This is a genomic window from Curtobacterium sp. Curtsp22, from assembly GCF_059492135.1.
In genome coordinates this window covers 3,093,609-3,120,344 of sequence record NZ_CP168519.1, presented here as the reverse complement: position 1 = coordinate 3,120,344, position 26,736 = coordinate 3,093,609, and the positions used below count along the sequence as shown (strand labels likewise).

The 26,736-nt window shown below is 73.1% G+C and carries 19 protein-coding genes; 13 read left to right on the top strand and 6 right to left on the bottom strand.

What is annotated here, in order from left to right:
- Positions 1-10 precede the first annotated feature (10 nt).
- Complete coding sequence (locus ACEN8D_RS15130; RefSeq protein ID WP_413400140.1) at positions 11-1,222, top strand: acyltransferase family protein; 1,212 nt, start codon at positions 11-13, stop codon at positions 1,220-1,222.
- A 156-nt stretch (positions 1,223-1,378) separates the two neighbouring features.
- On the opposite strand, the gene ACEN8D_RS15125 is transcribed toward ACEN8D_RS15130, so the two are convergent.
- Positions 1,379-2,131: a DUF4184 family protein gene (locus tag ACEN8D_RS15125; RefSeq protein ID WP_413461910.1), complete on the bottom strand. Its 753-nt coding sequence runs from the start codon at positions 2,129-2,131 to the stop codon at positions 1,379-1,381.
- Positions 2,132-2,239: 108 nt separating this feature from the next.
- Between ACEN8D_RS15125 and ACEN8D_RS15120 the strand changes: the two genes are divergently transcribed.
- The gene (locus ACEN8D_RS15120; RefSeq protein ID WP_495601060.1) at positions 2,240-3,406 is read left to right on the top strand and encodes an FAD-dependent oxidoreductase; all 1,167 of its coding nucleotides are present in this window, start codon (positions 2,240-2,242) and stop codon (positions 3,404-3,406) included.
- Positions 3,407-3,493: 87 nt separating this feature from the next.
- Here ACEN8D_RS15120 and ACEN8D_RS15115 read toward each other — a convergent pair whose 3' ends face one another.
- From ACEN8D_RS15115 to ACEN8D_RS15105, 3 genes are all read right to left on the bottom strand, one after another.
- Positions 3,494-4,363 (bottom strand): UbiA family prenyltransferase, encoded by an 870-nt coding sequence (locus ACEN8D_RS15115; RefSeq protein WP_495601059.1) that lies wholly within the window; start codon positions 4,361-4,363, stop codon positions 3,494-3,496.
- Between the two features lie 25 nt (positions 4,364-4,388).
- The gene (locus ACEN8D_RS15110) at positions 4,389-5,954 is read right to left on the bottom strand and encodes a long-chain-fatty-acid--CoA ligase (protein ID WP_413399805.1); all 1,566 of its coding nucleotides are present in this window, start codon (positions 5,952-5,954) and stop codon (positions 4,389-4,391) included.
- An 87-nt stretch (positions 5,955-6,041) separates the two neighbouring features.
- A complete protein-coding gene (locus ACEN8D_RS15105; protein ID WP_413399806.1) occupies positions 6,042-6,947 on the bottom strand; it encodes a DMT family transporter in 906 nt (301 codons plus the stop codon).
- Between the two features lie 70 nt (positions 6,948-7,017).
- On the opposite strand from ACEN8D_RS15105, the gene ACEN8D_RS15100 reads away from it, so the two are divergent.
- The 8 genes from ACEN8D_RS15100 to ACEN8D_RS15065 all read left to right on the top strand — a co-directional run bounded on the left by ACEN8D_RS15100 (position 7,018) and on the right by ACEN8D_RS15065 (position 16,000).
- Positions 7,018-7,866 carry a LysR family transcriptional regulator gene (locus tag ACEN8D_RS15100; RefSeq protein WP_413461559.1) on the top strand — a complete coding sequence of 283 codons (849 nt, stop codon included), beginning with the start codon at positions 7,018-7,020 and terminating at the stop codon, positions 7,864-7,866.
- Between the two features lie 34 nt (positions 7,867-7,900).
- A complete protein-coding gene (locus ACEN8D_RS15095; protein WP_413399665.1) occupies positions 7,901-8,728 on the top strand; it encodes a fructosamine kinase family protein in 828 nt (275 codons plus the stop codon).
- 204 nt (positions 8,729-8,932) lie between these two features.
- Complete coding sequence (locus ACEN8D_RS15090; RefSeq protein ID WP_495601058.1) at positions 8,933-11,062, top strand: ArnT family glycosyltransferase; 2,130 nt, start codon at positions 8,933-8,935, stop codon at positions 11,060-11,062.
- Positions 11,063-11,097: 35 nt separating this feature from the next.
- Positions 11,098-11,820 (top strand): response regulator transcription factor, encoded by a 723-nt coding sequence (locus ACEN8D_RS15085; RefSeq protein ID WP_309776717.1) that lies wholly within the window; start codon positions 11,098-11,100, stop codon positions 11,818-11,820.
- Positions 11,817-13,355: a sensor histidine kinase gene (locus ACEN8D_RS15080; RefSeq protein WP_413461561.1), complete on the top strand. Its 1,539-nt coding sequence runs from the start codon at positions 11,817-11,819 to the stop codon at positions 13,353-13,355. Before ACEN8D_RS15085 ends, ACEN8D_RS15080 begins: the two co-directional genes overlap by 4 nt.
- A gap of 45 nt (positions 13,356-13,400) precedes the next feature.
- The gene (locus tag ACEN8D_RS15075) at positions 13,401-14,849 is read left to right on the top strand and encodes an ArnT family glycosyltransferase (protein ID WP_413461562.1); all 1,449 of its coding nucleotides are present in this window, start codon (positions 13,401-13,403) and stop codon (positions 14,847-14,849) included.
- 119 nt (positions 14,850-14,968) lie between these two features.
- A complete protein-coding gene (locus tag ACEN8D_RS15070; RefSeq protein WP_071302863.1) occupies positions 14,969-15,238 on the top strand; it encodes a hypothetical protein in 270 nt (89 codons plus the stop codon).
- A 246-nt stretch (positions 15,239-15,484) separates the two neighbouring features.
- On the top strand, positions 15,485-16,000 hold the full coding sequence (locus ACEN8D_RS15065) for a hypothetical protein (RefSeq protein ID WP_309776722.1): 516 nt from the start codon (positions 15,485-15,487) through the stop codon (positions 15,998-16,000).
- A gap of 38 nt (positions 16,001-16,038) precedes the next feature.
- Here ACEN8D_RS15065 and ACEN8D_RS15060 read toward each other — a convergent pair whose 3' ends face one another.
- Positions 16,039-16,884, bottom strand: a complete 846-nt coding sequence (locus tag ACEN8D_RS15060; protein WP_495601057.1) for a helix-turn-helix transcriptional regulator — start codon at positions 16,882-16,884, stop codon at positions 16,039-16,041.
- A 173-nt stretch (positions 16,885-17,057) separates the two neighbouring features.
- On the opposite strand from ACEN8D_RS15060, the gene ACEN8D_RS15055 reads away from it, so the two are divergent.
- The 3 genes from ACEN8D_RS15055 (at position 17,058) to ACEN8D_RS15045 (ending at position 26,050) form a co-directional block, all read left to right on the top strand.
- Positions 17,058-18,341 (top strand): bifunctional glycosyltransferase family 2/GtrA family protein, encoded by a 1,284-nt coding sequence (locus ACEN8D_RS15055; RefSeq protein WP_413399906.1) that lies wholly within the window; start codon positions 17,058-17,060, stop codon positions 18,339-18,341.
- Between the two features lie 357 nt (positions 18,342-18,698).
- Positions 18,699-24,269: a glutamate synthase-related protein gene (locus ACEN8D_RS15050; RefSeq protein WP_413461458.1), complete on the top strand. Its 5,571-nt coding sequence runs from the start codon at positions 18,699-18,701 to the stop codon at positions 24,267-24,269.
- On the top strand, positions 24,266-26,050 hold the full coding sequence (locus ACEN8D_RS15045) for a sulfite reductase subunit alpha (protein ID WP_413461459.1): 1,785 nt from the start codon (positions 24,266-24,268) through the stop codon (positions 26,048-26,050). Before ACEN8D_RS15050 ends, ACEN8D_RS15045 begins: the two co-directional genes overlap by 4 nt.
- Positions 26,051-26,305: 255 nt before the next feature.
- Here the strand turns inward: ACEN8D_RS15045 and ACEN8D_RS15040 are convergent, their stop codons facing one another.
- Positions 26,306-26,692, bottom strand: coding sequence for a DUF7882 family protein (locus ACEN8D_RS15040; RefSeq protein WP_070418059.1), 387 nt, complete (start codon positions 26,690-26,692; stop codon positions 26,306-26,308).
- Between the last annotated feature and the right edge of the window lie 44 nt (positions 26,693-26,736).

The window sequence follows — 26,736 nt, the reverse complement described above, 5'->3', positions numbered from 1 at the left end:
GGAGGCGTCCGTGGCCATCACCACGACCTCGCCGGAGCGGACCCGCACGACATCCGCACCGGCCGACACCGACGGCAGGCACGCACGACCCACGCCCCCGCCGCCGCTCACGAACCGTGCTCCGGCGCTCGACGGGCTCCGGACGGTCGCGATCCTCATCGTGATCCTCTACCACCTGCACGTGCCGCAGTTCGAGGGCGGGTTCATCGGCGTGACGGTGTTCTTCGTGCTCTCCGGGTTCCTCATCTCGACGCTGCTCCTCGGCGAGCACCGCCGCACCGGGCGCATCCGGCTCGGCTCGTTCTGGACGAAGCGGCTCCTCCGCCTCTACCCGGCCCTGCTCGCGCTCGTCGTCGTCGGGCTCGCGCTGTGGAACTGGGTCGGCGACTACAAGGGCGCCTCGTTCTCCCCCGGCGAGGCGGCGTTCATCGCGCTGAGCTACACCGGCAACCTCTTCCGCTCGTACTGGGACACCACGCAGGGCGTCTTCGCGCACACGTGGAGCCTGTCGATGGAGGAGCAGTTCTACCTCGTCTGGCCGCCCGTCCTCGTGCTCCTGTTCGCACTGCGGTCGCGTCGGCGCTGGCTGATGACCGGGCTCGGCGTCGTGATCGTCGGTGCCGCAGCGGCATCGTGGCTGAGCTACCGGACGCCGAACAGCGGCGCGACCCCGGACGTGTACTTCTCCCCCGTGCTCGGCGTCGTGCCGCTGGCGACCGGGTGCCTGCTCGCACTGTTCCTCGACGACGAGCGCTTCCGGACGTGGGCCTCCGGGATCGCCGGCCACGTCGGCACCTGGCTCGGCATCGGGCTGCTCGCCGCGGTGCAGTTCTGGATCGACGACGACTGGACGCAGCACGCCTGGTCGTTCGGCGTCGTGCTCCCGGTGACCGGGCTGATCTCGGCGCTGCTCATCGGTGGGCTGGTGTCGGTGCGGTCGCCGCTGTCGGCAGCGCTCGCGTGGACGCCCGTGTCGTGGTTCGGTCGTCGCGTGTCGTACTCGGCGTACCTCTGGCACCCAGTGGTCATCGCGCTGCTCGGCACGTTCGCGATCGGGGCGTGGGGCAAGGTGTGGCTGGTGGGGGCGGCCCTGCTGGTCGCGGTCGGGGCGGCCTACGCGGTCGAGGTGCCGGTCGAGCGGCTGCGGAAGCGGTTCCGTGAGGCCCGACGGTTGGTCGCCGCGGACCGGTCCGCTCGCGAGACGGCGGACGCGACCGCCTGACGGACGGGAGGCGCGGGTCGGCCCCGCACCGCGCCTCCCGACCCACGGTCTGCCGGACGCGCGACGACCGACGGCGCGTGCACCGCGCCTCCCGACCCGCGGTCTGCCGGACGCGACACGGCTGACGGCACGTGCAACGCGCCTCCGGGATCCGCGTCAGCGGGTGCGACGGCTGCGTCCGACCAGCAGCCCGACGGCGCCGACCACGAGCACCAGCGCGACGACCACCGGCAACCGGAAGGCGAGCTCGGTGACGACCCCGGCGACGCCACCGCCGCCGAGGAACACCCGACCGGCGATCCCGAGCACGGCCAGGACGACGATCGCGCCCGCGGCCACCACGACCGCGGCCTCCCACCGAGCGGGCGGCGGCATCCGACGCGGCGTGCTCCGTCGCCACCACACCACGGCCGCGACGACGAGCCCGAGCAACCCGAGCACGCTCGAACCGTCCTGCACGCCGGCCCAGACCGGGTAGGCCGCCGGACCCTCACGGAGGAACGGGATCGCCTGCACCGCCCACCCGGCCTGGTGCGAGAACGCGTCCCACACGACGTGCGTCACGCTCCCGACGAGACAGGCGACGACGACCGCGACCGCCCGGCGGACCGGCCGGTCCCCGGCACGCGGAGGGGCCGACCAGCTCGCCGGAAGCCGCTCGCGCACGCTCGGTACAGCCTCCGCCCACGCGGGCCGCACCAGGTACCACCAGGCCACGAGGACGACCAGCGCGACCACCAGGTCGATCGTCACGACGCCCACCCACGAGTGCGCCACGACGTAGGGCGGCAGGAACGGCGCGAACAGGACGGCGTCCGGCGCCATGGCTCCGACGGCGACCGCCGCGACGGGCAGCGGGGTGCGGCGGGCGGCCAGGGCGACGACCGCGTGGCTGACGGTGAAGGGCACGACCCCAGCATCGCGGACGGCCCCGGCGGAGCGCTTCGGTCGAGCGGATGACCCCGGGGCGCCGATCGGCTGGGCGGGCGCTGCGTCGACCGTCCGTAGGCTCGGGCCGTGACCACGGAGCGCGTCGACGTCCTCGTCGTCGGCGGTGGGCCCGTCGGCCTCTTCGCCGCGGCGCTCCTCGCGGCCCGCGGGCTCGAGGTCGTGGTGTGGGAACGGCGCGAGGGGGCACCGACCGGGTCCCGCGCGATCGGGATCCACCCGCCGTCCCTCGACGCGTTCGCCGCGATCGGGCTGGACGGGCCGGTCCTCGCCGAGGCCGTCCAGGTCCGCCGCGGGGTCGCGCGCAGCCGTGGCCGGGAGCTCGGCGCCCTGACGTTCGACAACGCGTCGGCCACGCACCCGTACGTCGCGACGCTCGACCAGCACCGGACCGAGGCCCTGCTGCGGGAGCGTCTCGCCGCGGCAGCGCCGGACGCGCTCCGGACCGGCACGGTGCTCTCGGCGCTCGAGCGGCACCCGGACCACGTCGACGCGGTCGGGACCGGCCCCGACGGCGCGGTGGCCGTGCGGGCCCGGTTCGTCATCGGGGCGGACGGCTCGCGGAGCACCGTGCGGGACCTGCTCGGCATCGCCACCACCGGTCGCGACTACCCGGACCGCTACGCGATGGGGGACTTCGCCGACGTCGAGGACCCCGCCGCCCGGACGGACGCGCTCGTCGACGTCGGACCGGCCGGCGTGGTGGAGTCCTTCCCGTTGCCCGGCGACCGTCGTCGGTACGTCGTGCTCCTGGCGTCCTCGGACGATCCGTCGCCGAGTGCCGCGGACCTCGCGGCGATCGTGGCGGCACGCACCGGTGTCCGGCCGGACCCGACGTCCTGCAGCATGCGCAGCGGGTTCGGTGTCCGACGCCGGGAGGCCGAGCGGGTCGGCGTCGGCCGGGTCGTCCTCGCCGGGGACGCGGCGCACGAGATCAGCCCGATCGGCGGGCAGGGCATGAACCTCGGGTGGCTCGACGCGGCCGAGCTCGCGCCGCTCCTCGCGGAGGCGGTCGCCTCGGGCAGCGCCGGCCCGTGGCCGGAGTACGCGCGGCGGCGGCAGGCGGTCGCGCGGCGGGCGGCGCGGCAGGCGGAGGTGAACATGGCGCTCGGCCGTCCGTTCGGCCGTCCGTTCGGCAGGGTGGGGGCGGCCGGACGGGAGGCGCTGCTCCGGACGGTCCTGTCCCTCCCGACCGCGGATGCGCTGGCCGGTGTGTACGCGATGCGGTGGGCGTGACGGGTCACGGAGGTGCGCGGGCGCTGGTGCGTGCGCGGTGGCTGGTCGCGCGGGCCGGGCGCGCGGGCGGGGCGCGCGGGCGGCGGGTCAGGCGACCAGGCGGGCGCCGGCGACGCCGAGCTCGACGACGAGCACGAGCGACGACGCGATGACGAGTCGGAACAGCACCCGCGATGCCCGCCCGGCCAGCACGAGCCGCACCCCGACCCCGGCGAGCGCGACGACCACGACGGTCCCGAGCGCCGCGAGCACCACCCCCGCGCCCCGGACCGGACCGTCCCCGAGCACCTGACCACCGAGCACGAGCAGCGCCGCCACGACGAGCGATCCGAACGCCGTGACGCCCGCGCCCCGGAGCCCGAGCCGGTGCGGGAAGCCCCGGACCCCGGTGGCCGCGTCGTCGACCAGGTCCGGCAACACGTTCGTGCAGTGGATCGCCACCCCGAACACCGCCCCTGTCGCGATCGCCCACCACGCCGGCCAGTCGCCGTCCCGCCCGGCTGAGACCGCCACGACCGGGAGCAGCCCGAACGCGACCACGAACGGCACGACGGACCAGACCGTGCGCTTGAGCCCCGCGTCGTACGCCCACCCCGCGGCCACGAGCACGAGGTGCGCGACGGCGGCGACCGGCCCGAGGAACACCGACAGGACGACGGACGCCCCGGCGGTGCCGAACGCCGCGCGACGGACCGTGCCGACGGCGATCGACCCCTGCGCCACGGGCTTGTCCGACCTGCCGACCGCCCGGTCGCGGTCGGCGTCGATCCAGTCGTTCGCGAGCCCGATCGAGAGCTGCCCGGCGACGACGGTCAGGGCGACGAGGACGACCGTCCACCACGCGTGCCCGACCGCCACGGCGATCACCGTCGCGAGCACGGTCACGGTGACGGTGGGCCCCGGGTGCGACGACGCGAACAGCAACCGTGCGGTCGAGGCCCTGCCGGTGTCGCTCACGTCGTCAGCGTACGCAGGGCCGGCTTCAGGAGCGTGCCGGCACCTCCGCGCCGAAGCGCTCGACGAGCTCGCGCTTGAGCACCTTGCCGCTCGGGCCGAGGGGCAGCGCGTCGAGGACGTGCACCGCCCGGGGGTACTTGTAGGCGGCGATCTCGGCGGCGACGAAGTCGATCAGCTCCTGCGGCGTCGCCGTCGCCTCGGCACGGAGCACCACGGCGGCCTCGATCTCCTGCCCGTGCAGCTCGTGCGGGACACCGAACACCGCGGCCATCGTGACGTCGGGGTGGGTCGCGAGGACCTCCTCCACCTGCCGCGGGTACACGTTGTAGCCGTTGCGGATGATCATGTCCTTCGTCCGGTCGACGATCGTCAGGTAGCCGTCGTCGTCCTTCGTCCCGAGGTCGCCCGTCCGGAACCACCCGTCGACGATCGCGGCGGCGGTGTCCTCGGGACGGTCGAGGTACCCGTTCATGAGGTTGTGCCCGCGGATGACGAGCTCGCCGATCTCGCCGTGGGGCAGCATCACGATCGCGTCGTGCTGCTCCGGGTCGGCGATCTCGACGTCGACGCCCCACACGGGGGTGCCGATCGTGCCGGGGCGCGGCGGCCGTCCGACGTGGTTGAAGGTCGCGACCGGCGAGGTCTCGGTGAGGCCGTAGCCCTCGTGGATCGGCGCGTCGTAGACGTCCTGGAACCGCTCGAGGACCGCCAGGGGCAGCGAGGCGCCGCCGGAGATCGCGTACCGCAGCGTCGGACGGGCATCGGAACGGGTCGCCGCGTCGAGCAGCGCCATGTACATCGTCGGGACGCCCATGAAGATGCCGCACCCGTGCTCGACCATCGCGGCGAGCGCCGTGTCGCCGTCGAACTTCGGCAGCATGACGATCGTCGCGCCGACCCGGAAGCCGGTGTTCATCGTGCAGGTCTGCCCGAAGGTGTGGAACAGCGGCAGGGCGCCGAGCAGGACGTCCCCGCGGTGCATGTCGAACGTCGTCATCAGGTTCGTGTTGACCTGTTCGAGCAGCGAGAAGTGCGACCCCTCCGCGCCCTTGGGCTTGCCGGTGGTGCCGCTCGTGTAGAGGATCGTCGCGGTGTCGAACGGGTGCCGGGGGACGTAGGTGTCGAGCGGTTCCGCCTGCTGCGCGAGCGCTTCGAGTCGGTTCGGCGAGTCGGCCGGGGCGAGCACCGTCACCACGTCGACCTCGGCGAGCTCGGCACCGGCCGCGCCCTCGCCGAGCAGCGGTGCGGCGCAGACGAGCAGCGCGGCGCCGCTGTCGCGCAGGACGTACTCGATCTCGCGTCGCTTGAGCAGCGCGTGCACGGGGACCGCCACGGCGCCGAGCGCGAGGGTCGCGTAGTAGACCCGCGGGAAGTCCTCGACGTTCGGGACGAGCATCGCCACGCGGTCGCCCGGTCCCACGCCGCGGGCCCGCAGCGCACCGGCGTACGCGAGCGTCTGGCTCCAGAGCTCGGCGTAGGTGGTGTGCCGGTCACCGACGATGACGGCGACGTCGTCCGGGTACCGCGCTGCGGACTCGGCGAGGATCGCTGCGACCGAGGCGGTGGCGCTGGTGTGGTGGGTGGCGGTCATGACCGGTCTCCGTCTCCGTCGACGACTCCGTGGACGACTTCTCGGCCCGATCCTACGGCCGCGGTCGCTCTCGGATCCGGCCCCCGTTCAGGCGGGAGCCCGCACGCCCAGACGCCGCCGGCCCACCACGCCCGACGCCAGCGCGATGCCGAGCATCACCACGAGTCCCCCGACCGGCTCGTTCCACCGGACGTGCTCGCCGAGGACCAGCACGCCGAGCACCACCCCGACGACCGGCGTCAGGTAGGTGACCGTCGAGGCGCGACCCGCTCCCCACGCCTGCACCAGCCGCGTGTTCCAGGCGTAGGCCAGCCCCGTGCCCACGCAACCGAGTGCGACCATCGCCCCCACGATCCTCCAGTCCAGCCGTACCGGACCCGTGGCGATGACGGGCGCGACCAGCAGGAGCAGTCCGGAGGCCAGCGTCAGCTGCACCGTCGCGAGCGTGACCGGGTCGTACGCGCTGCCGACCGCCACCCGCCGCAGGTACGCGAGGCCGATGCCGTAGCACGCGGTCATCCCGAGCAGCGCGACCTGCCCCGGCACGCTCGCCAGGACCTCCGGGTCCCCGATGACGTTCCACGGACCGACCAGCACCAGGACACCGACGATCCCGAGCACGATGCCCGCGACCTGCCGTCCGCGGAGCCGCTCGGACGGCACGAGCACCGCGAGGGCCGCCAACGTCATGATCGGCGTCGTCGCGTTGTAGATGCTCGCGAGACCGGACGGCACCGTCTGCTCCGCCCACGCCATGAGCGACGACGGCACCGCGTTGAGGAACACCGACACCACGAGCAGGTGTCCCCAGACCCGTGGCTCCCGCGGCCAGCGACGTCGGGTCGCGAGCAGCACCGCGACGAGCGTGAGCGCGCCGAGGACCGTGCGCACCGTGGCGACCTGCTGCGGTGCGAGCCCGTCGAGCCCGATCTTCGCGAACAGGAAGCTCGAGCCCCAGGTCAGTGCCACGAGGAGGTAGAGGACCGCGTTCATGTCGCCTAGTGTCGACATCCTCGGCGCATGCGGCAAACGCATGTCGCTCATGAACGGATGAGGAAGACGCATGACCGTCTCGGTGCCCCAGCTGCGCGCGTTCGTCGCCACCGTCGACGCCGGCTCCTTCACGGGTGCGGCGTCCACGCTCGGCGTCGGGCAGTCCGCCGTGTCGCACGCCCTCGCCGGGCTCGAGCGCGAGGTGGGCGGTCCGGTGGTCCGGCGCGGGGCGGCCGCCGTCACGACGCCCCTCGGCGACCGTCTGCTGGCCCACGCCCGCAGCGTGCTCGCCTCCGTCGAGGCCCTGGAGGCAGTGGTCCGGCCCGCCTCGGCGCGCGGCACCGTGCGCCTCGCGGCCGTCCCCACCGTCTGCCAGGGCCTGCTGCCGCGGCTCCGCGAGCTGTGGGCGGTGACGCTGCCGGACGTCGACGTGCAGGTCTACGAGGGCGACGACGACGAGATGCCCGAGTGGCTCGAGGCCGGCACGGTCGACGCCGCCGTGCTCGTCGACCCGACGCCGGTGCCGCCGGGCGGTGTGGTCGTCGCGCAGGACGAGATGGCCGCGGTGGTCCGCCGCGACCACCCGCTCGCCGACCTCCCCGCGCTGACGCTCGACGACCTGCACGAGGACGGGCTCGTCGCGGGCGGTGGCGGGTGCGAGCACCAGATCCAGCGGCTGCACGAACTCGACGGGCAGCCGTTCCGGTACGCCCACCGGGTGCGGGAGATGAGCACCATGTTCGGGATGATCGAGCGGGGCGAGGGCGTGTCCATCGTGCCGACGCTCGGGCGGGTTATGCTGCCGCCGGACCTCGTCATGGTGCCGATGGTCCGGCGGCTGTCACGGACGCTCGTGCTGAGCGGACCGACGTCCCGCGAGTGGCACCCGCTGGCGAGGGCGCTCGTCGACGCGGTCTGACCCGCTACCGAGGTGGCGTCGGCAGGATGGGGCGATGGCCGAGACCCACGTGAAGACCTTCGCCTCCCCCGACGAGGCCGCCGCCGAGGCAGCCGGTCTGGACTGGCTCGCCGAGGCCGAACCCGACGGCGGCACCCGGATCGCCCGCGTGCTCGGTCGACCCCGCCCGACGGTCCTCGACCTCGAGCTGATCCCGGACGGTTCGCCGTCGACGCGGCAGGCCGAGCGGTTCGGGCGGTCCCTGGCGCACACCCACGCCGCGGGCGCCGAGCACTGGGGCGCGCCGCCCTCCGGCTGGCCGACGGACACACCCCTGCGGATGGGACGCTCCCGCACGCCGTTCGTCGCCGCGGCGGACGCGCCGGCCACCTGGGGCGAGTTCTTCGCGGAGTACCGGATCCGCGACTTCGTCCGCCGCATCGTCGACGCCGGCGGGTTCGACCACGCCCAGGCAGCCGTGTTCGACCGGGTCGCCGACCGGATCCAGGACGGGACGCTCGGGTCCGCGCAGCCGAAGCTCGTCGGGGACCGGCCGGCGAGGCTGCACGGCGACCTCTGGGCGGGCAACGTGCTCTGGCCGACGGACGCGGAGCCGGTGGACGGGACGACGCCCACGGGAGCGGTGCTCATCGACCCCATCGCGCACGGTGGGCACGCCGAGACGGACCTGGCGCTCCTCGGGCTCTTCGGACTCCCCCGGCTCGAGGCCGTGCTCGCCGCCTACGACGCCGAGTCCCCGCTCGCCGCCGGGTGGCAGGAGCGGGTCGAGCTGCACCAGCTCGCGCCGCTGCTCCTGCACGTGTTCCTGTTCGGCGGCTCGTACACGGGGGCGGCGCTGCGCGCGGCGCAGCGGTACGCGTGACGTCGCACGGTGGGAGGTCGCGGCCGCACTGTGCGGGGTGCCGCGCAGTGTATGACTCGCGGGGCATCCCACCGCGCGCGGAACCTCGCACACTGTGCACCCCCACCGCCGCGGCCGCGCGTCTTAGGGCGCGCATAGCCGACGCAGGGTGACAGTCGGGGAACGCCCGGAATCCTCACTGCCATGACCACGTACCCGATACCCGTGACCGATCGACGCGAGACCGCGCGCACCGACGCGCGGGATCGGCGCCGCAAGCCCGTCGCCCGCCTGTTCCTCGGCGAGCGCGAGGACGCCCGCTGGCTCCGGCCCGCGTTCTGGGCGCTCCTCGCCGTGACCGCCGTGGTGTACCTCTGGGACCTCAGCGTCTCCGGGTACGCGAACAGCTTCTACGCCGCCGCCGTGCAGGCCGGCACGAAGTCGTGGGAGGCGTTCTTCTTCGGCTCCCTCGACTCGTCGAACTTCATCACGGTGGACAAGCCCCCGGCCTCGCTGTGGGTGATGGTGCTGTCTGCCCGGCTGTTCGGCTTCTCGAGCTTCAGCCTCCTGCTCCCCCAGGCCCTCATGGCCGTCGGGTCCGTCGCGCTCGTGTGGGGCACGGTCCGCCGCACACTCGCCCGGCTCGGGGCCACCACGGCGAACGTCGGCGCGCTGCTCGCGGGCTTCGTCGTCGCGGCGACCCCGGCCGCCGCGCTGATGTTCCGGTTCGACAACCCGGACGCGCTGCTCGTCCTCCTCATGACCGCGGGCGCGTACTGCACCGTGCGGGCGCTCCCGAGGGGCAGCTGGAAGTGGATCGCCCTCGCCGGGGTTGCCCTCGGGTTCGCCTTCCTGACGAAGATGCTGCAGGGGCTGCTCGTCCTGCCGGCGTTCGGCCTCGTCTACCTGTTCGCCGCTCGCACCACCTGGGGCAGGCGCGTCGTCGGCCTGCTCGTCGCCGCCGGGTCCCTCGTCGTCGCAGCCGGCTGGTGGGTGGTCGCCGTGTGGCTGTGGCCCGCCGAGTCCCGCCCCTACATCGGCGGCTCGACGAACAACACCGTGCTCGACCTGGTGTTCGGCTACAACGGCCTCGGTCGGATCTTCGGCGGCTCGGGCAACGGCGGCGGAGGCGGCGGCATGACCGGCGGCACCGCGGGCGGTTCGTTCGGCGGGTCGACGGGTCTGAACCGGCTGTTCTCGTCCGAGATGGGCCTCGAGATCTCGTGGCTCCTGCCCGCCGCACTCATCGCGCTGGTCGTCGGCCTGGTCGTCGTCGGCCGCCGTCACCTGGCCGACCCGGCCCGCGCCGGACTCGTGCTCTGGGGTGGCTGGCTGCTCGTCACCGGACTCGTCTTCTCGTACATGTCCGGCACGATCCACCCGTACTACACGGTCGCGCTGGCCCCGGCGATCGCCGGACTCGTCGGCACCGGTGGCGCCCTGCTCTGGCACGCCCGCGAGCGCTTCACCGGCCGCATCGGCCTCGCCGCCATGATCGGCGTCACGGCCTTCTGGGGCTGGTGCCTGCTCAACGAGAACCCGACGTGGCTGCCCTGGCTCCGCTGGGTGATGCTGGCCGGCGGCCTGCTCTCGGCAGCGCTCGTCGTGATGGGCAGCGTGCCGTCGCTCCGCAGGCTCGTCACGATCGGTGTCCTCGCCGGCACCCTGTTCGGGCTCAGCGGCACCACGGCCTACGCCCTCGCCACGACGACCGTCGCGCACTCCGGCTCGATCCCGAGCGTCGGTCCGGCGGGCAGCAGCTCCGGTGGGATGAGCGGCGGTGGCACGGGTGGCATGCCCGGAGGCGCGGGTGGACCCGGCGGGTCGACCTCCGGTTCCGAGAGCGGCGGCTCCACCTCCGACGACGGCTCCCAGCAGGGTCCCGGCGGGACCCCGCCGGAGGGCATGACCGGCGAGGCACCGGAGGGTGCCGACGGGACGGCGCCCGGTGGCGCCTCCGGGACCACCGAGGGCTCGACCGACGGCGCCCCGAGCGGCATGGGCGGTGGCGGGTCGACGACCTCGTCGGCGTTGCAGAAGCTCCTCGAGGCGTCCGACGCGAAGTGGGCCGCTGCCGTCAGCGGCTCGCAGTCGGCAGCACAGCTCGAACTCGACACCGACACCGCCGTCATGGCGATCGGCGGCTGGTCGAGCGACCCGGCACCGACGCTCGCCGAGTTCCAGGCGTACGTCGCCGACGGGGACATCGGGTACTACGTGTCCTCCGGCTCGGGCGGCGGCGGCATGGGCGGCGGATCGTCCACGGCGTCGGCCATCCAGGAGTGGGTCGCGGCGAACTACGAGTCCACGACCGTCGGCGGCCAGACCGTCTACGACCTGAGCAGCACGAAGTGATCGACGACGAGGGCGCGGTGGATAGGCTCGCGGGCGTGACCGGGCAACCGCTGCAGCGCACCGACGGCTCGCCCGTCCGCGCCCTCGTCGTCGACGACGAGCACGCCCTCGCGGACGCCGTCGCCCTCGCGTTCGCGGGTGACGGGTGGGAGGTGCGGGCCGTACACCGCGGGCGTGACGTGCTGTTCGCCGCCCGGGACTTCCGACCCGACGTGGTCGTGCTCGACGTGATGCTGCCGGACATCGACGGGTTCGAGGTGCTCGAACGCCTCCGGGACGCCCGGGACGACGTGCGGGTGCTGTTCCTCACGGCGCGGGACGCCCCCGAGGACCGGCTCGCCGGACTCACGGGCGGCGGCGACGACTACCTGACCAAGCCCTTCGGCATCGACGAGCTGCTCGCCCGGGCGCGGATCCTGGCCCGGACGTCGCCCCGGGTCGCGGCCGTCGGGAGTCCGGCCGCGACGAGCGTCGGCGACCTCCGGCTCGACGAGGACGCCAGGACGGTCACGCGCGCCGGTGAACCGATCGACCTCACCCCGACCGAGTACGAGCTGCTGCGGCACCTCGCGCGGAACGCCAACCGCGTGCTCTCCCGGGAGCAACTCCTGGCGAACGTCTGGGGGATGGACTTCGGCACGTCGTCCAACCTCGTGGACATGTACGTCTCGTACCTGCGCAAGAAGCTCGACGCCGGACGCGAACCGATGCTGCAGACCGTCCGCGGAGCCGGGTACGTGCTCCGGCCGACGACGTGAGCCGACCGCGGACGGCGAGCCGCGCCTCCCGGGCCCGGAACGGCACCGACCGTCGGCGGCGCGCGCCGTCGCTGCGGTGGCGGATCGTGGCGGCCGTGGCGCTCCTGCTCGTCGCGACCAACGTCGTCGTCGGAGCGGTGACGGTCCTCGCGTTCCGCGGGTACCTGGTCGACCGGCTCGACGCGGAACTCGCGACCGCGGCCGAGCGGACCGTCGGCGGACCGGACGGCGAACGGCCACCGCCCCCGTCGACCGGTACCGGCTCCGGCTCGGACCCGGACAACGCGTTCATCGGCGCTCCCGGACAGTCCGCCGGCACCGTCGTCGCGATCCTGCGCGACGGCGCGACCGTCCTCGGCGGGTACACGGACAGCACCGGCCGGCAGCACGGGCTGTCGTCGGCGCAGGAGGCGACCCTGTCGCGCATCGCCAGCGACGGCGACCCCGTGACGGTCGACCTGGGGAAGCTCGGCACCTACCGGGCGCAGGCCGTCGGCGACGACGGCGAAGTCTTCGTGACCGCGCTGCCGCTCGGTGACCTCGACGCCGCCATCGCCCGCCTCCTGCTCGTCATCGGTGTCGTGACGGTCGTCGGGCTGCTCGTCGCGGCCTGGGCGCTGACCCTGCTCGTCCGGCGATCGCTCCGCCCGCTCGAACGGGTGGCGGCCGTGGCCTCCGACGTCACCGAGCTCGACCTGGAGCGCGGGGACACGGACATCCCGGTGCGGGTCTCGGCCGGGGACCTCGCGGCGAACCGCGAGGTCGAGCAGGTCGGCACCGCGCTCAACCGCCTCCTCGGACACGTCGCCCGGGCGCTCACGGTCCGACGCGAGGCCGAGACGGGCATGCGGACGTTCGTCGCCGACGCGTCGCACGAGCTGCGGACCCCGATCGCGACCGTGCGGGCGTACGCCGAGCTCTCGGCGTCGTCGGACGACCCCGACGCGGTCCGCCGCAACGTCGACCGGATCGGGCGCGAGGCGGTGCGGATGGGCGACCTCGTGGAGGAGCTGCTCCTGCTCGCTCGTCTCGACGCCGTCGCCCTGGCGTCCGGACCGGCACCGGCGCGCGAGCCGGTCGACCTGACGTCGATCGTCGTCGAGGCGACGATGGACGCGCGCGCGACCGCACCCGGACACGGGTGGACGCTGCAGGTGCTGGACGACCACCCGCTCGTGGTGTCCGGGGACGCGACGCAGCTGCGGCGGGTCGTGACGAACCTGCTGGCGAACGCGCGGACGCACACGCCGGAGGGCACGTCCGTGGTGGTCTCCCTGCAGCGGACCGGCGACGTCGTGCGTCTCGTGGTCGCGAACGACGGACCGGTCATCCCCACCGAGGTGCTCCCGACGCTGTTCGACCGGTTCACCCGCGGCGAGGCGTCCCGGTCCCGCGAGCACGGCACGAGCGGCCTCGGGCTGGCGATCGTCCGGGCCGTCGTGACCGCGCACGACGGGCTCGTCCGGGTCGCCTCGGAGCCGGGACGGACGGCGTTCACGGTCGATCTGCCGGGTCGGACACCGGACGCCGGCTGACCGGGCCGGTTCGCTCGGGAGCGGCCGAGCAACTAGGTTCGGACGGTGCCCTCACGACTGTCCGCACTCGCCGGTGACCTCCGCATCCGGGCAGGAGTGGCGGCCGTGGTCCTGCTCTGGGCCCTCTACCAGTGCTTCTGGAACATCGGCGGGCCCAACATCACCGGCGACGAGGACATCTACCTCCGCGCCGGGTGGCAGTACGTGCACGGCGACTTCTCGTTCAACCGCGAGCACCCCCCGACCGCGAAGTACCTGTTCGGTCTCGCGCAACTCGTCGCCGGACAGGGGCCGATCGGTCCGCGCGTGCTCGTCGCCCTGCTGACCTTCGGCGTCGGCGTCGCGCTGTACTGGTGGCTGCGGCGCGAGATCGGCTACTGGGGCGCCCTGCTCGCCGCCGCCCTCTGGTGGCTGACGCCGCGCGGTGGTGCCGGTCCGCGCGTCGACCGTCTGGCACTGCTCGACCCGGTGATGACCGCGTTCGCCGTGCTCGCGGTGGCCACGGCGTGGGTGTGGATGCGCGGCGACCGGTGGTGGCTCGCGCCGGTGTCCGGTGCGCTGATGGCCCTGTCGGTGACGTCGAAGGTCTCCACCGTGGTGCTGCTGCCGGTGTTCCTGCTGCTGCCCGTGCTGTTCCGGGCCTGGCGTCGACTGCTCGTCGGCGGCGCGATGTGGGCGGCCGCGTTCGGGCTGGTGTTCGTCGTGTCGTACGTGCCGATGGGGATCCGGTCCGCGATCCGGTACATGATCGAGTTCCAGGAGGGGCAGAACACCACCGGCCACCCGATCACCATCGGCGGCACCGTCTACCGGTTCGCGCCGTGGTGGGCGAACCTGCACTTCATGGAGGCCGGAACGGGGGTGCTGCTGCTCGTCGTCCTCGCGGTCGGGGTCGTCGCGGCGCTGGCGATCCGGGCCGACCGGCTCGTCGCGTACGTCGGCATCGCCCTGGCGCTGCTCGTGGGCTTCTACGTGGTCGTCGCGAAGATCGCGCTGCCCACGTACTACTCGGCGTGGATGCCGTTCCTGCTCGTCCTGGCCGCGATCGGGCTGGCGCGACTGCCGCGTGTGCCGGTGCGGCGGGCGGCCCCGGTCGCGACGGCGCTGTCGCTCGTGCTGGTCGTCTCACTCGTCGTGCCGTCCGTCCGGCTCAGCCAGGACATCGCACGCCAGCACCCGACGGGCATCGCGCTGCTCGGGGACTACCTCGAGGAACAACACGTGCCCGACGGCAAGATCCTGTTCGTGTCGGCGACCCCGGGGCTCTTCGTGCCGTACGTCGCCGAGCGCGGCACCACCCGGGCCGACCAGGGGCCGTACGTCGCGATCGTGGTCGGGAACGACCGACGCTTCCCGCCGTCCGGGGCCGTGACGCAGCTGTTCGACTCGGAGCGGTCGCGGTTCTCGGTCGCCGAGGTCGGCGGACTCCAGGTGTGGCTGCCGAAGGACGGGCGGGTCGTCCTGCAGTCGGGAGCGCTCACCGTCCAGGGCTGACCCGCAGCTCGGCCGCCGGTGGGCTCGCGGCCAGCAGCTCGTCCGCCGGTGGGTGCGCGGCCAGCGCTGAGGCCGTCCGCGCCGTCTGGCACACTGGACGGGAACGGACGGGGTCCCGCATGCCGAACGACTTCGCACGACTGCCGGAGCGGCCGCGCGCCGACGACCTCGTGGTCGAGGTGCCCGCGTTCGAGGACGACCGGCCCCAGCCCGAGCCCGCGCCGCCGGCCGCGGCCCCGGAGCTCGTCGCGGCGACCGAGTTCGCCCGGACGTCGCACGCGCCGGCCACGATCCGGCGGACGCAGGTGCGCGCCGGGGTCTGGATCGCGGGCGTCCCCATCGCGGTGCTCGTGGTCATCGCGGTCGTGCAGGTGCTGTTCGCGCGCTGAGGCGTCGGGACGCCAGGACGCCGAGCTCGGCGCTCGGCGCTCGGCGCTCGGCGCTCGGCGCTCGGCGCTCGGCGCTCGGCGCTCGGCGCTCGGCGCTCGGCGGGAGCTTGCCTCGTCCGCGCCGAGGGTGTCCCGATCGTCAGACGATCGTCCAACGTCCCGCCCGATCGCGTGCGATCGGGCGGCGACCGTCGCAGGCTGGTCCACGTCCGAGCAAGACGACCCGAACGGGTCACCACTGCAGAGATGGGATCGAAGACCATGAAGTCCTTCAAGTCCAAGACCGTGAAGACCCTCGCCGGCACCGCCCTCGGCGGCGCCGTCCTCGCCGGAGCGCTCGTCGCCGCTCCGGCCCAGGCGGCCACCCCCGCACCGACAGCCTCGCAGTCGAGCAGCGTCGACGGCAGCGGGAACGTCAACGTCAACCTCGACCCGGTCGCGATCGTCAACGCGATCCGCGACGCGGTGAACGACCAGAGCGACCGCGGCGGTGCCGTCCAGGCGGCACTCGACGTCGGCTACTGGAACGCCGGCAACCCGGACCGCCTCACCGTCGCGGTCGTGAACAAGAACCAGGACATCTCGGTCGAGGGCGACGTCGCGGACGCCCAGTCCATCGACATCAAGGGCGGAAACTACGTCATCTACTGGTTCAAGGGTCCCGGCCGCATCACCAACAACGGTGACGGCGGCTGGCTGAACTGGGGTGCGTTCGGCAACATCGAGCGCATCGACAACGTCATCAGCGTGAACGGCGGCTGATCCCCCCCTCCCGTTCGACGCCCCCTGGGACCTCGGTCTCAGGGGGCGTCGTCGTGCGCGGCGGCGCCGAGTTCCCGGGACCCGCGAACCGTACGAGCGACGCCACGCACCTCACAGCGGGACCGGATCCAGCCCTTCATGAAGGCGACGGACACCATCGCCGTGCGGTTCGGTGCCCTCCACGAGCGCATCAGCCGACCGAGGTGCCACGCCACGGCCTGCCTGCTGTAGGACGTCTCGCGTGCGATCTCGTCGTTCGACAGACCTCGCGCGGCGAGGGCGAGCATGGTCTCCTCGGTCTCGTCGAGCCCCGGGACCTGCGCGACGAGGTCGATCTCACCGGTCGTGATCTCCGGGGCGAGCGAGGTCTCCTCCGCCGCCGAGGCCACGGGTGCGGACGCCCGACGCCGTTCGTGTGCCCAGGCCTCCGCCCAGCAGGAGCCGAGCTCGTGCGCCACGAGCGACGCACGACTCATCGCGAGCATCGTTCGGCCGGCGTGGTCGACGGCCACCCCGCCGTCGCGCACCACCGAGTGCATGACGACGGCGAACACGCGGATCGCGGGCAGCGCTCCCCGGAGCACGACGGAGACGTCCACCCGCGGGTCCTCGGCGCTCGCCGCCGCCACCGCCCGCAGCCGCGCGAGGCACCCGGCATCGACGGGCTCCCCGTGCTCGACCGCCCGGAGCGCGGCGGGGAGCACGAGCGGGACGATCTGCTCGTAGCGCTGTCGGAGCCAGTCGTGTCCGGCCGGCCGGATGCCGTGGAGCGGCGGAGCGAGCAGGAGCTCCTGGAACTCCTCGCACCGTTCGTCGAGCGCCAGGCCCAACCGTTCCCCCGGCAGCAACGCTGCGGTCCGGTGCGGGTCGTCCTGTGCGGCCACGGCGCCTCCTCGTCAGCACCCGTCGCCCTGACCGACGGGTGTCGCGCTCCTGACGGTACCGATGCACGTCGCGATCGGTTCGCCGTCGGACGTGAACGGTCGCCGAACACCCTCCAGCGTTCTTAGACGCGGCACAGCGGGCTGCTGCGGTCCCCGTATGCCCGGTCCCGAGCATGTGCGGTATGACGGAGACGAACCACACCCTCGACATCGACATCGTCGTCCCCTGCTACAACGAGCAGGACACGCTCGCCGCCCACGTCCGCCGCTTGCACACCTTCTGCCGGACGTCGCTCCGGAACACCTGGCGCATCACGATCGCGGACAACGCCTCGACCGACGACACCGCGCGGATCGCCGACGACCTCGCCGCGATGCTGCCCGACGTGCAGGCGGTGCACCTGCCGGAGAAGGGCCGGGGCCGTGCGCTCAAGGCCGTCTGGGCAGCGTCGCCGGCCACCGTGCTGGTGTACGTCGACGAGGACCTCTCCACCGACCTCGCCGCGCTCGAGCCCCTCGTCGCCCCGCTGCTGTCCGGGCACTCGGACGTGGCGATCGGCACCCGGTTGGCAGGTTCGTCACGTGTGGTGCGCGGCGGGAAGCGCGAGTTCATCTCCCGCTCGTACAACCTGCTGCTCCGCACCACGATGGGGGTGTCCTTCTCGGACGCGCAGTGCGGCTTCAAGGCGATCACCCGGCAGGCCGCGGAACACGTCCTGTCACTGTGCGAGGACGACGCGTGGTTCTTCGACACCGAGCTGCTCGTGCTGGCCGAGCACGCCGGACTGCGGATCCACGAGGTCCCGGTCGACTGGGTGGACGACGTGAACTCGTCGGTGCACATCGCCTCGACCGCGACCGAGGACCTCAAGGGGATGTGGCGGGTCTCCCGCGGGCTCGCGACCGGACGGGTGCCGATCGGCGCCGTGTACGACGCCATCGGCCGCCGTCCGTTCACGCCGCCGCACGTCGGGATCGTCGGGCAGGTGCTGCGCTTCGGGACGATCGGCGTGCTGTCGACGATCGCGTTCGCCGTGCTCTACGCCCTGTTCCGCCCGGCGATCGGTGCCCAGACGGCGGACTTCCTGGCGCTCCTGGTCACCGCGATCGGCAACACGGCGCTCAACCGACGCTTCACGTTCGGGGTTCGGGGACGTGCCGGCGCGGGGCGGCACCACGTGCAGGGGCTGGTGGTGTTCGGGATCGCGTGGGCGATCACGTCCGGGTCGCTGGTGATCCTGCACTCGGCGGCACCGGGATCGTCGCACGGTGCGGAGATCGTGGTGCTCACGGCCGCGAACCTCGTGGCGACGCTGGTCCGCTTCGTCCTGTTCAAGGCGTGGGTGTTCCGGTCCCGGCGTCGTCCGGAGCTCATCCGCCCGGGCACGACCCCGGCGGCGGACGCGAGCACGGCGGCGACCGAGCCGATCGCGGTCGACGAGCGCCACGCCGCCTGACGCCGGCGGCCGGCGGCCCGGCCGGCCCGCGGCCGCCGCGCGGCCCGCGGCCGGGCCGGGCGTTCGCACAACGGAAGTCACTCCGCGCCACGGGGATCCGCGGCGCGGAGTGACTTCGTTGTGCGGAAGCGAACCGCACCGCACCCCCGCCGCACCCGCCCCGCACACCCCCGCCGCGCCCGCGCCGCGCACCCCGGCCCCGCGGTGTTGCGCGGGCGGTATACCGCGCCGTAGCATCGCCTCACCGCACCACAACCCCACAGGGCCCGACTGCCACCATCGGTCTGCCCGCGGCGAGCGCTCCACTGATGCAGCCTGGCCGTCCGCTGCCGGCAACGCCCCACTGGACCTGCACACGTGAACCCCTCCTCCTTCGGTCTCTACGACCCTGCCCGCGAATCGAGCGACTGCGGCGTCGGTTTCATCACCCGACTCGACGGGACGCCGAGCCACGACGTCATCCGCAAGGGCGACGAAGCGCTGTGCGCCATCCCCCACCGCGGCGGCAAGTCCGCCGAGGGTGTCGGTGACGGCGCGGGCGTGAGCATCGACCTGTCGGTGGAGTTCTTCAGCGCGATCACCGGCGAGGAGCTCCGCGCGGGCCACTTCGGTGTCGCGAACTGCTTCGTGCCGAGTGGCGCAGGCCCGGCTGCGGACGCCGAGCGCGCCCGTGCGCAGCAGACCGTCACGGACGCCATCGAGCAGCAGGGCTTCGAACTCCTGCTCGTCCGCGACGTCCCGGTGGACCACTCCGTCGCGCGCCCCGAGGCCGAGCAGTACCAGCTGCCGATCGTGCAGTGGGTCTTCCGCGCCCCCGAGGCGTGGACCCGCGCCGAGGTCGACGCCGCCGCCAACCGCGCCCTCCTCGCGATCGAAGCGGTGTCGTACGGCCAGGCCGCCGCCGACCGCGCCGAGCACGCCGCCCTGTACCCGCTGTCGCTCAGCGCCCGGACCCAGATCCTCAAGGGGCGGCTGAACTCCGGCGAGGTCATCGGGTACTTCACCGACCTGCGTGACCCGCGCCACTCGGTCCGGACGCTCTACTTCCACACCCGGTTCTCGACGAACACCGAGCCGCACCCGACGATGGCGCAGCCGTTCCGCCTGATGGCGCACAACGGCGAGCTGAACACCGACCGGAAGAACCGGCTGTCCGACGAGGCCCTCGCCCGTGCACGGACCCGCAGCATCGTCCGCCCGCCCGGCCAGTCCGACTCGAGCCGCCTCGACCAGACCCTGCAGAGCCGGGTGTTCGACGACGGCCTCGAGATCGTCGAGGCCGTGGTCTCGCTCATGCCCCCGGCGTGGGAGAACGACCGCACCCTGACCCCGGCGGTGCGGGACATGCTCGAGTTCTTCTCGCTGTACGAGGAGAAGAACGACGGCCCGGCCGCCGTGATCTTCAGCGACGGCGACGTGGTCGGCGCACGGCTCGACCGACTGGGATTGCGCCCGCTGCGCTCGGTGCAGACCGCCGAGTACCTGATGGTGTCGTCCGAGGCCGGTCAGGTCGAGTTCGAGCCGGAGGACGTCGTGCACCGCGGCCGCATCGAGGCGGGCGGCATGCTCGTCGTCGACCACCGCACCGGCACGCTCATGCGCACGCGTGAGGTGCTCGAGATGCTCGCCGCGCGGAAGCCGTACGGGACGCTCCTCGACGCCGCGCGCGTCAACCTGGACGACGTCCCGGCGCCGGAGTACCAGCGCACGACGACCACGCTCGGCTACGAGGGCGACCTGTCGCTCGCGGGCCGCTACGTGGCGTACTCGCTGAACCAGGAGAGCTTCCGGTTCATGCTCGACCCGATGCTGCAGAACGGCTCGGAGCGGATCTCGGCGATGGGCTACGGCAACGCCATCAACGCCCTGAGCGACACCGAGGGCGGCATGGCGAAGTACTTCTCGCAGCGCTTCGCCCAGGTGACGAACCCGCCGCTCGACTCGATCCGCGAGGCCGACGGCATGTCGATGCGCGTCGCCCTCGGCGCGAAGCCCGACGGGACGGGTTCGGCGACGCGGCAGCTCGTCGTGGCGTCCCCGATCCTCGGGCACCTCGACATGGTGCGGCTGCGCGAGCAGGACATCGTGCCGCTCGAGCGCTTCGACATGCTCTACGTGCCGGTGCTCGGCGACGAGCAGGCGAACGCCGACGCGGTCCGCACCGCGACCGAGCACCTCGCCGACGCCGTCGCCGCCTTCGCCGAGCGCACCGGCGGCATCGCCGTGCTCACCGACCGCAACGTGTCGTCGACGCACGCGCCCCTCCCCGTCATCCTCGCCGTGGCCGCCGTCAACCAGCGGCTCATCGAGACCGGTCTGCGCCTGCGGATCTCCGTCGTCGCCGAGTCCGGTCAGCTGCCATCGTCACACCACGTGGCGACGGCGCTCGGCTTCGGCGCCGCAGCGGTGTACAGCCTCTCCGCACGTCTCCGTGCGGAGGAGAAGTACCCCGCAGCGCCCGCCCCGGCCGGCGAGCTGACCGCGACCGACCTCGCCCTCAAGCGCTTCCGGAAGGCGGCCGAGAAGGCCCTCGCGAAGACGATGGGCCGCGTCGGGCTCTGCACGGCCGAGAGCTACATCGGCGGCGAGTTCTTCGAGCCGAACTACCTCGACACCCGCGACGACCTGCTCGCCCGGGTCTTCCCGCACATGCAGGCCCCGGTCGGCGGCGTCGGGTTCGCCCGCATCGCACAGGCCGCGACGGACTGGCACGAGCGCGCCCGTACAGTCGAGTCCGAGGGCCAGGTGCCCATGCTCGGCCTCTTCAAGGAGCGCTCGGACGGCGCTGGGCACTCGTTCGGCGTCGCGAGCGTGCGCGGTTTCGGCGGCATGACCGAGGAACGTCCGGCCTTCGAGCGCTCCGGTGACTCCGAGGCACTGCGGCTCCTCACGCTCGGCCAGCTCGACGACGCGTTCGGCATCACCGACACCGCCTACCGCAACACGGGCTACGACCGGCTCAGCGACGCCGAGATCGACGCGCACCGGATCACCCCGGGCTACGTCACGTTCCTCCAGACGACGCACGACGAGCGGTCGCGCCGTCCCGCGGCCCTCCGCGACGTCCTCGCGCTGCCCGCGGACGTCACCGGCATCGACACGGCAGAGGACTTCGCCCGCGAGCTCGGCCGCTTCTCGACCACCGGCAACGCGAGCGTCACGGTGCGCGGGCTCTCCGGCTCGCGTCCGGCCGACGACGGGGACCTTCCAGGAGGCACGGCTCGCTTCCGCCTCGAGCTCACGTCGACGGGGACCACGGGTGCACTGCGCCACGCGGCCCTCGCGGACGGCCTCGCGCTGCTGCACCCCGGCCAGGTCGACGTCGACTCCGTCGACGACACCCAGGTGACGCTCCGCGCCACCGGCTCCGCCGTCGAGATGCTCGCACTGCTCGACCACGCCCCGGCGAGCGTCGCGCTCGACGAGGTCCAGCCGGCGCACGAGATCACCCGGACCCTGGCGTCCGGCGCGATGAGCCACGGCGCGCTCGTCGCCACCGCGCACGAGGCGGTGGCGCACGGCACGAACATGGTCGGCGGCATGTCGAACAGTGGTGAGGGCGGCGAGCACCACTCCCGCTACGGCACGATCCGCGGCTCGCGCATCAAGCAGTTCGCCTCGGGACGGTTCGGCATCTGGGCGGGCTACCTCGCCGACCCGATGCTCGAGGAGCTCGAGATCAAGATCGGCCAGGGCGCGAAGCCGGGCGAGGGCGGCCAGCTGCCCGCGCCGAAGGTCACGGTGGACATCGCCGCGGCCCGTGGTGGCACCCCCGGCGTCGAGCTCATCTCGCCGCCGCCGCACCACGACACGTACTCGATCGAGGACCTCGCGCAGCTCATCCACGACTGCAAGGCCGCCCGTGTCCGGGTGATCGTGAAGCTCGTGTCCTCCGAGGGCATCGGCACCATCGCGGTCGGCGTCGCCAAGGCCGGCGCGGACGTCATCAACGTCGCGGGCAACACCGGTGGCACGGGCGCCGCGGCCGTCACGAGCCTGAAGTACGCCGGCCGCTCGGCGGAGATCGGCGTCGCCGAGGTCCACCAGGCGCTCGTCGCGAACGGCCTCCGCCAGAAGGTCACGCTCCGCTGCTCGGGCGCGCACCAGACCGGTTCCGACGTGGTCACGAGCGCGCTGCTCGGCGGCGACAGCTTCGAGTTCGGCACGACCGCGCTCATGATGCTCGGCTGCGTGATGGCGAAGAACTGCAACGTGAAGTGCCCGGCTGGCCTCACCACGAACGCCGAGGCGTTCGAGGGCGACCCCCGTGCGCTCGCGCAGTACCTGCTCAACATCGCGCACGACGTGCGGCAGATCCTCGCGCGCCTCGGCCTGCGCTCCCTGCGCGAGGCCCGCGGTCGCACCGACCTGCTGCAGCTCCTCGACCACCCGGCGAGCGTCGGGCGCCTCGACGTCCGGGCGCTCCTCGCGCAGGTCCCCGAGAAGCTCGTCGAGGACCCGGAGTACCTCGAGAAGGACTTCCACACCGACGACGCGCTGCTCGAGCGGGTCCGCACGGCCCTGGTCGACCACGAGCAGGCGCACGTGCTCGTGCACGGCGCGCTGCTCGGCAACAGCGACAAGTCCGTCGGCGGCCAGCTCGGCATCGACGTGGAGCGCCTGCTCAACCACGAGCTGCGCGACACCGACCTGTCCGGGCACCCGGCGATCACCACGGACGACCGCGGACGCCGCCGACTCGTCGACGGCGCAGTCACGATCCGCACGCTCGGGTCGGCCGGGCAGTCGTACGGCGTGTTCAACAACGACGGCATCGTGCTCGAGCACACCGGCACCGCGAACGACGGCGTCGGCAAGAGCCAGAGCGGTGGCCGGATCATCGTCCGCGCCCCCGGTGGCGGCAGCGCCGGGCACGGCGGCAACGTCCTCGTCGGCAACTTCGCGCTGTTCGGGGCGACCGGTGGCCGCACCTTCGTCGAGGGCGAGGCCGGCGACCGGTTCGCCGTCCGCAACTCCGGCGCGACCGCCGTGGTCGAGGGCGTCGGGGACTTCGGCTGCGAGTACATGACGGGCGGTGCCGTGTTCAACCTCGGCACCTTCGGCAAGGGCCTCGGCAACGGCATGTCCGGCGGGTTCCTCTACCAGTACGACCCCTCCGGCGAGGTCACCGAGCGCGCGAGCACCGACTCGCTCCTCGTGTTCCCGGTCACCGACACCGAGCGCGGGGCCTTCCACGAAGCAGCGGCGCGCCTGCTGCTCGAGTGGCACCTCGAGGCGACGGGCTCGGCGCTGGCCGAGCGTCTGCTCGCCGAGTGGGAGACCACCCGCCAGCACGTCTTCGTCGGCATGCCCCGGGCGCTCCTGCTCACCCAGGACGCCGGCGAGATCCTGGCCGCGGCGAGCCGGAACGAGCTGCTCGACGAACTGGCGACCTCGATCGCGACGGACAAGCTCCGCGCGTTCAAGGTCGACTACCGCGACCAGCGCGCCGTCCTCGGCGGCCGTGCCCCGTCCCTCGGCGACCAGGGCGACGACATGTTCTCGCTCCTGTCCTCGTACACCGTGCTCGGCGTCGCCCAGGACCTCGCGCTCGAGCGGGTCCCCGGCGCGGCCGGCCCGAACGACCCCCGGGTGACCGAGGCGGTCAAGAACCTCATCCTCACCGAGGACTTCTTCGTGAAGCAGCGCGTCGTGAAGTACCTGCGCGGCACGCTGGACCGCTTCGCGGACGACGAGCTCGCGACCCTCATCGCGATCAAGCGCCTCGACGACTACAAGCGCGCGCTCACGCAGCGGAACAACCGCAGCATGGACGCGCCGGGCACCACCGGGTGGATCATGCACCAGAACGCCAAGAACGACGGCCGCGTCCGCGAGGCCCGCTTCGACGAGCTGCTCGCGAACGCAGCGCTCGAGGACATCGCCCGCCGTGCACCGCAGGCGCCGACCGAGGCGGTGTCCGCGTGAGCCTGCTCCCCCCGACCGGATCGCTGATCCCGGTCGACGCACCGTTCTCGCAGGCCCAGGAGTCCTGGCTCGCCGGGTTCATCGCCGGCATCGCCGCCGCGGGCAAGCGGGCCTCCGGCGGCGCCCCGACGACGACGATCGACGTGCTGTTCGGCACGCAGACCGGCAACGCGGAGTTCCTCGCCGACGAGCTGGTCGCCGGCGCGAAGGCCCGCGGGCTCGGCGGTCGTGCCACCGCGCTCGACGCCGTCACGCCGGAGCAGCTCGCCGGGATGTCCCACGTGCTCGTGGTCACCTCGACGTACGGCGAGGGCGAGATGCCCGACAACGCCGGACTGTTCTGGGACGCGATCCAGGCGAGCACCGTGCCGCGGCTCGAGGGACTGCAGTACGCCGTCCTCGGGCTCGGCGACACGAGCTACGACGAGTTCTGCCAGGCCGGCAAGCTCCTCGACACCCGGTTCGAGCAGCTCGGCGCCACCCGCATCCACGACCGCGTCGACTGCGACGTGGACTACGAGGACCCGGCCGCGCTCTGGACGGCCGCGGTGCTCGACCGTCTGGCGGCGGAGGCGGGCGTGCAGCCCGGCGCGACCACGGCGGTGGCGGCGACCGGTGCGACGACCGCGGCCGGCGGGGCGGGCGCGAGCCGTGCCTCCAGGCCCGGCGCCCAGTGGAACAAGCGCAACCCGTACCCGTCGACGCTGGTCGAGAACCGGCTGCTCTCCTCGCCGCGCAGCGCGAAGGAGATCCGGCACTACGAGTTCGACCTCGGCGACTCCGGGATCGAGTACTCGGCGGGCGACGCGCTCGCGGTCGTGCCGGTCAACGACGAGGTGTTCGTCGGCGAGCTGCTCGAGCAGGTCGGCGCGAACGGCTCCGAGACGCTCGACGGCCGCCCGGTCACCGAGGTCCTGCGGACCGACCGTGAGATCCGGACGCCCTCGAAGGACCTCATCGCGGACCTCGTCCAGCGCGCACCGTCGTCGGAGCTCGCCGCCGTCGTCTCGCACGGTGACAAGCACGAGCTCGACCGCTGGCTGTGGGGTCGCGACGTGCTCGACCTGCTCCGCGACGCCGGACCCGCGGCACCCGGACTCGACGAGCTCCTGCCGAACCTCCGACCGCTGCAGGCGCGCCAGTACTCGATCTCGTCGAGCCCGCTCGCGCACCCGGACCGCATCCACCTGACGATCGCGTCCGTCCGGTACGGGGACCCGCACCGCATGTACGCCGGCGTCGCGTCGACGTTCCTCGCCGACCGGGTCGCCCCCGACGGCACCGTGGACGTCTACCTGCAGCCGAACGCGTCGTTCGGGGTCCCCGCCGACCCGTCCGCGCCGATGATCATGGTCGGCCCGGGGACCGGCATCGCACCGTTCCGCGGGTTCCTGCACGAGCGTGCGGTCTCCGGGGCGACGGGCCGGAACTGGCTGTTCTTCGGCGACCAGCACCGCGACACCGACTTCGTCTACGAGGACGAACTCACCGAGCTGCAGGAGCAGGGCGTCCTGGACCGCCTCGACCTGGCGTTCTCGCGCGACCAGGCCGAGAAGGTCTACGTGCAGACCCGGATGCTCGAACACGCCCCGGAGCTCTACTCGTGGCTCGAGGACGGCGGACACTTGTACGTGTGCGGTGACGCCTCACGGATGGCGAAGGACGTCGAGCAGGCGCTCCTGGCCGTCATCGGGAGCCAGCGGGGCAAGGGCGAGGACGACGCGCAGGCGTACCTCGCCGACATGCGGCGCGGCAAGCGCTACGTCCGCGACGTGTACTGAGCGGCGCGCGCGGCCGGTGCCACGCCCGTCGCCCCGGTGCGGAACCCGAATCCACGACCGGGGCGACGGCGAGGGGGCGCTGTGGGCCGGGAGGCCCCTGATCCGGGACTCCTCGCGCGTCGCGTGGTTCCCCCCTCCGACCGCGGAGCCACCGTCACCGGCTCCCTGGGCCGGAGTCGATCACTCGCGCGGTACGCCCACCGTACTCAGACTGCACGGACGTGCGCGACCCGTTGACCGTTCACGGGCTGTGTGCTACCCGGCGTCGTCGGTGCCGGAGTCGTCGTCCGCGTCGCCGGGCACCACCGCGCGGGACCACGCCGAGTCGTCCGCCGTGCTCGTGTCCGACGGCTCCGGGGTGAGCACGAGACCGGAGCCCGAGGTGGCTGCGGCGTAGAGGTCCTCGAGCCAGCTGCGGTTGATCCGGGGCACCCGGCTGCCGGAGAACTTGAAGTGCAGGCTCACGTTCGGGTGCATCCAGATGGTGCTGCGCCCGTTGCCGTGGACGGCGTCGTCCTTCCACGAGAACGCGAACCGGTGCTCCCGCCGGAGCATGTTCACGATGACGATCTGCAGGTGTGTGAGCGCTCGGTCGTCGATCCGGAGGTCGAGCGGCTCTCCGTCGTAGATGAGCTGACCCATGGGTCCTTGTACACCGCGGGGGTTGTGCGGCGGGCAGGACCGTC

What these genes read in the sequence shown, in the direction of transcription:
- ACEN8D_RS15110 (WP_413399805.1), bottom strand. Translation starts at nt 5,954, where the DNA reads ATGACCGCCACCCACCACACCAGCGCCACCGCCTCGGTCGCAGCGATC.
- ACEN8D_RS15100 (WP_413461559.1), top strand. Translation starts at nt 7,018, where the DNA reads ATGACCGTCTCGGTGCCCCAGCTGCGCGCGTTCGTCGCCACCGTCGAC.
- ACEN8D_RS15055 (WP_413399906.1), top strand. Translation starts at nt 17,058, where the DNA reads ATGTGCGGTATGACGGAGACGAACCACACCCTCGACATCGACATCGTC.
- ACEN8D_RS15070 (WP_071302863.1), top strand. Translation starts at nt 14,969, where the DNA reads ATGCCGAACGACTTCGCACGACTGCCGGAGCGGCCGCGCGCCGACGAC.
- ACEN8D_RS15095 (WP_413399665.1), top strand. Translation starts at nt 7,901, where the DNA reads ATGGCCGAGACCCACGTGAAGACCTTCGCCTCCCCCGACGAGGCCGCC.
- ACEN8D_RS15065 (WP_309776722.1), top strand. Translation starts at nt 15,485, where the DNA reads ATGGGATCGAAGACCATGAAGTCCTTCAAGTCCAAGACCGTGAAGACC.
- ACEN8D_RS15040 (WP_070418059.1), bottom strand. Translation starts at nt 26,692, where the DNA reads ATGGGTCAGCTCATCTACGACGGAGAGCCGCTCGACCTCCGGATCGAC.
- ACEN8D_RS15105 (WP_413399806.1), bottom strand. Translation starts at nt 6,947, where the DNA reads ATGAACGCGGTCCTCTACCTCCTCGTGGCACTGACCTGGGGCTCGAGC.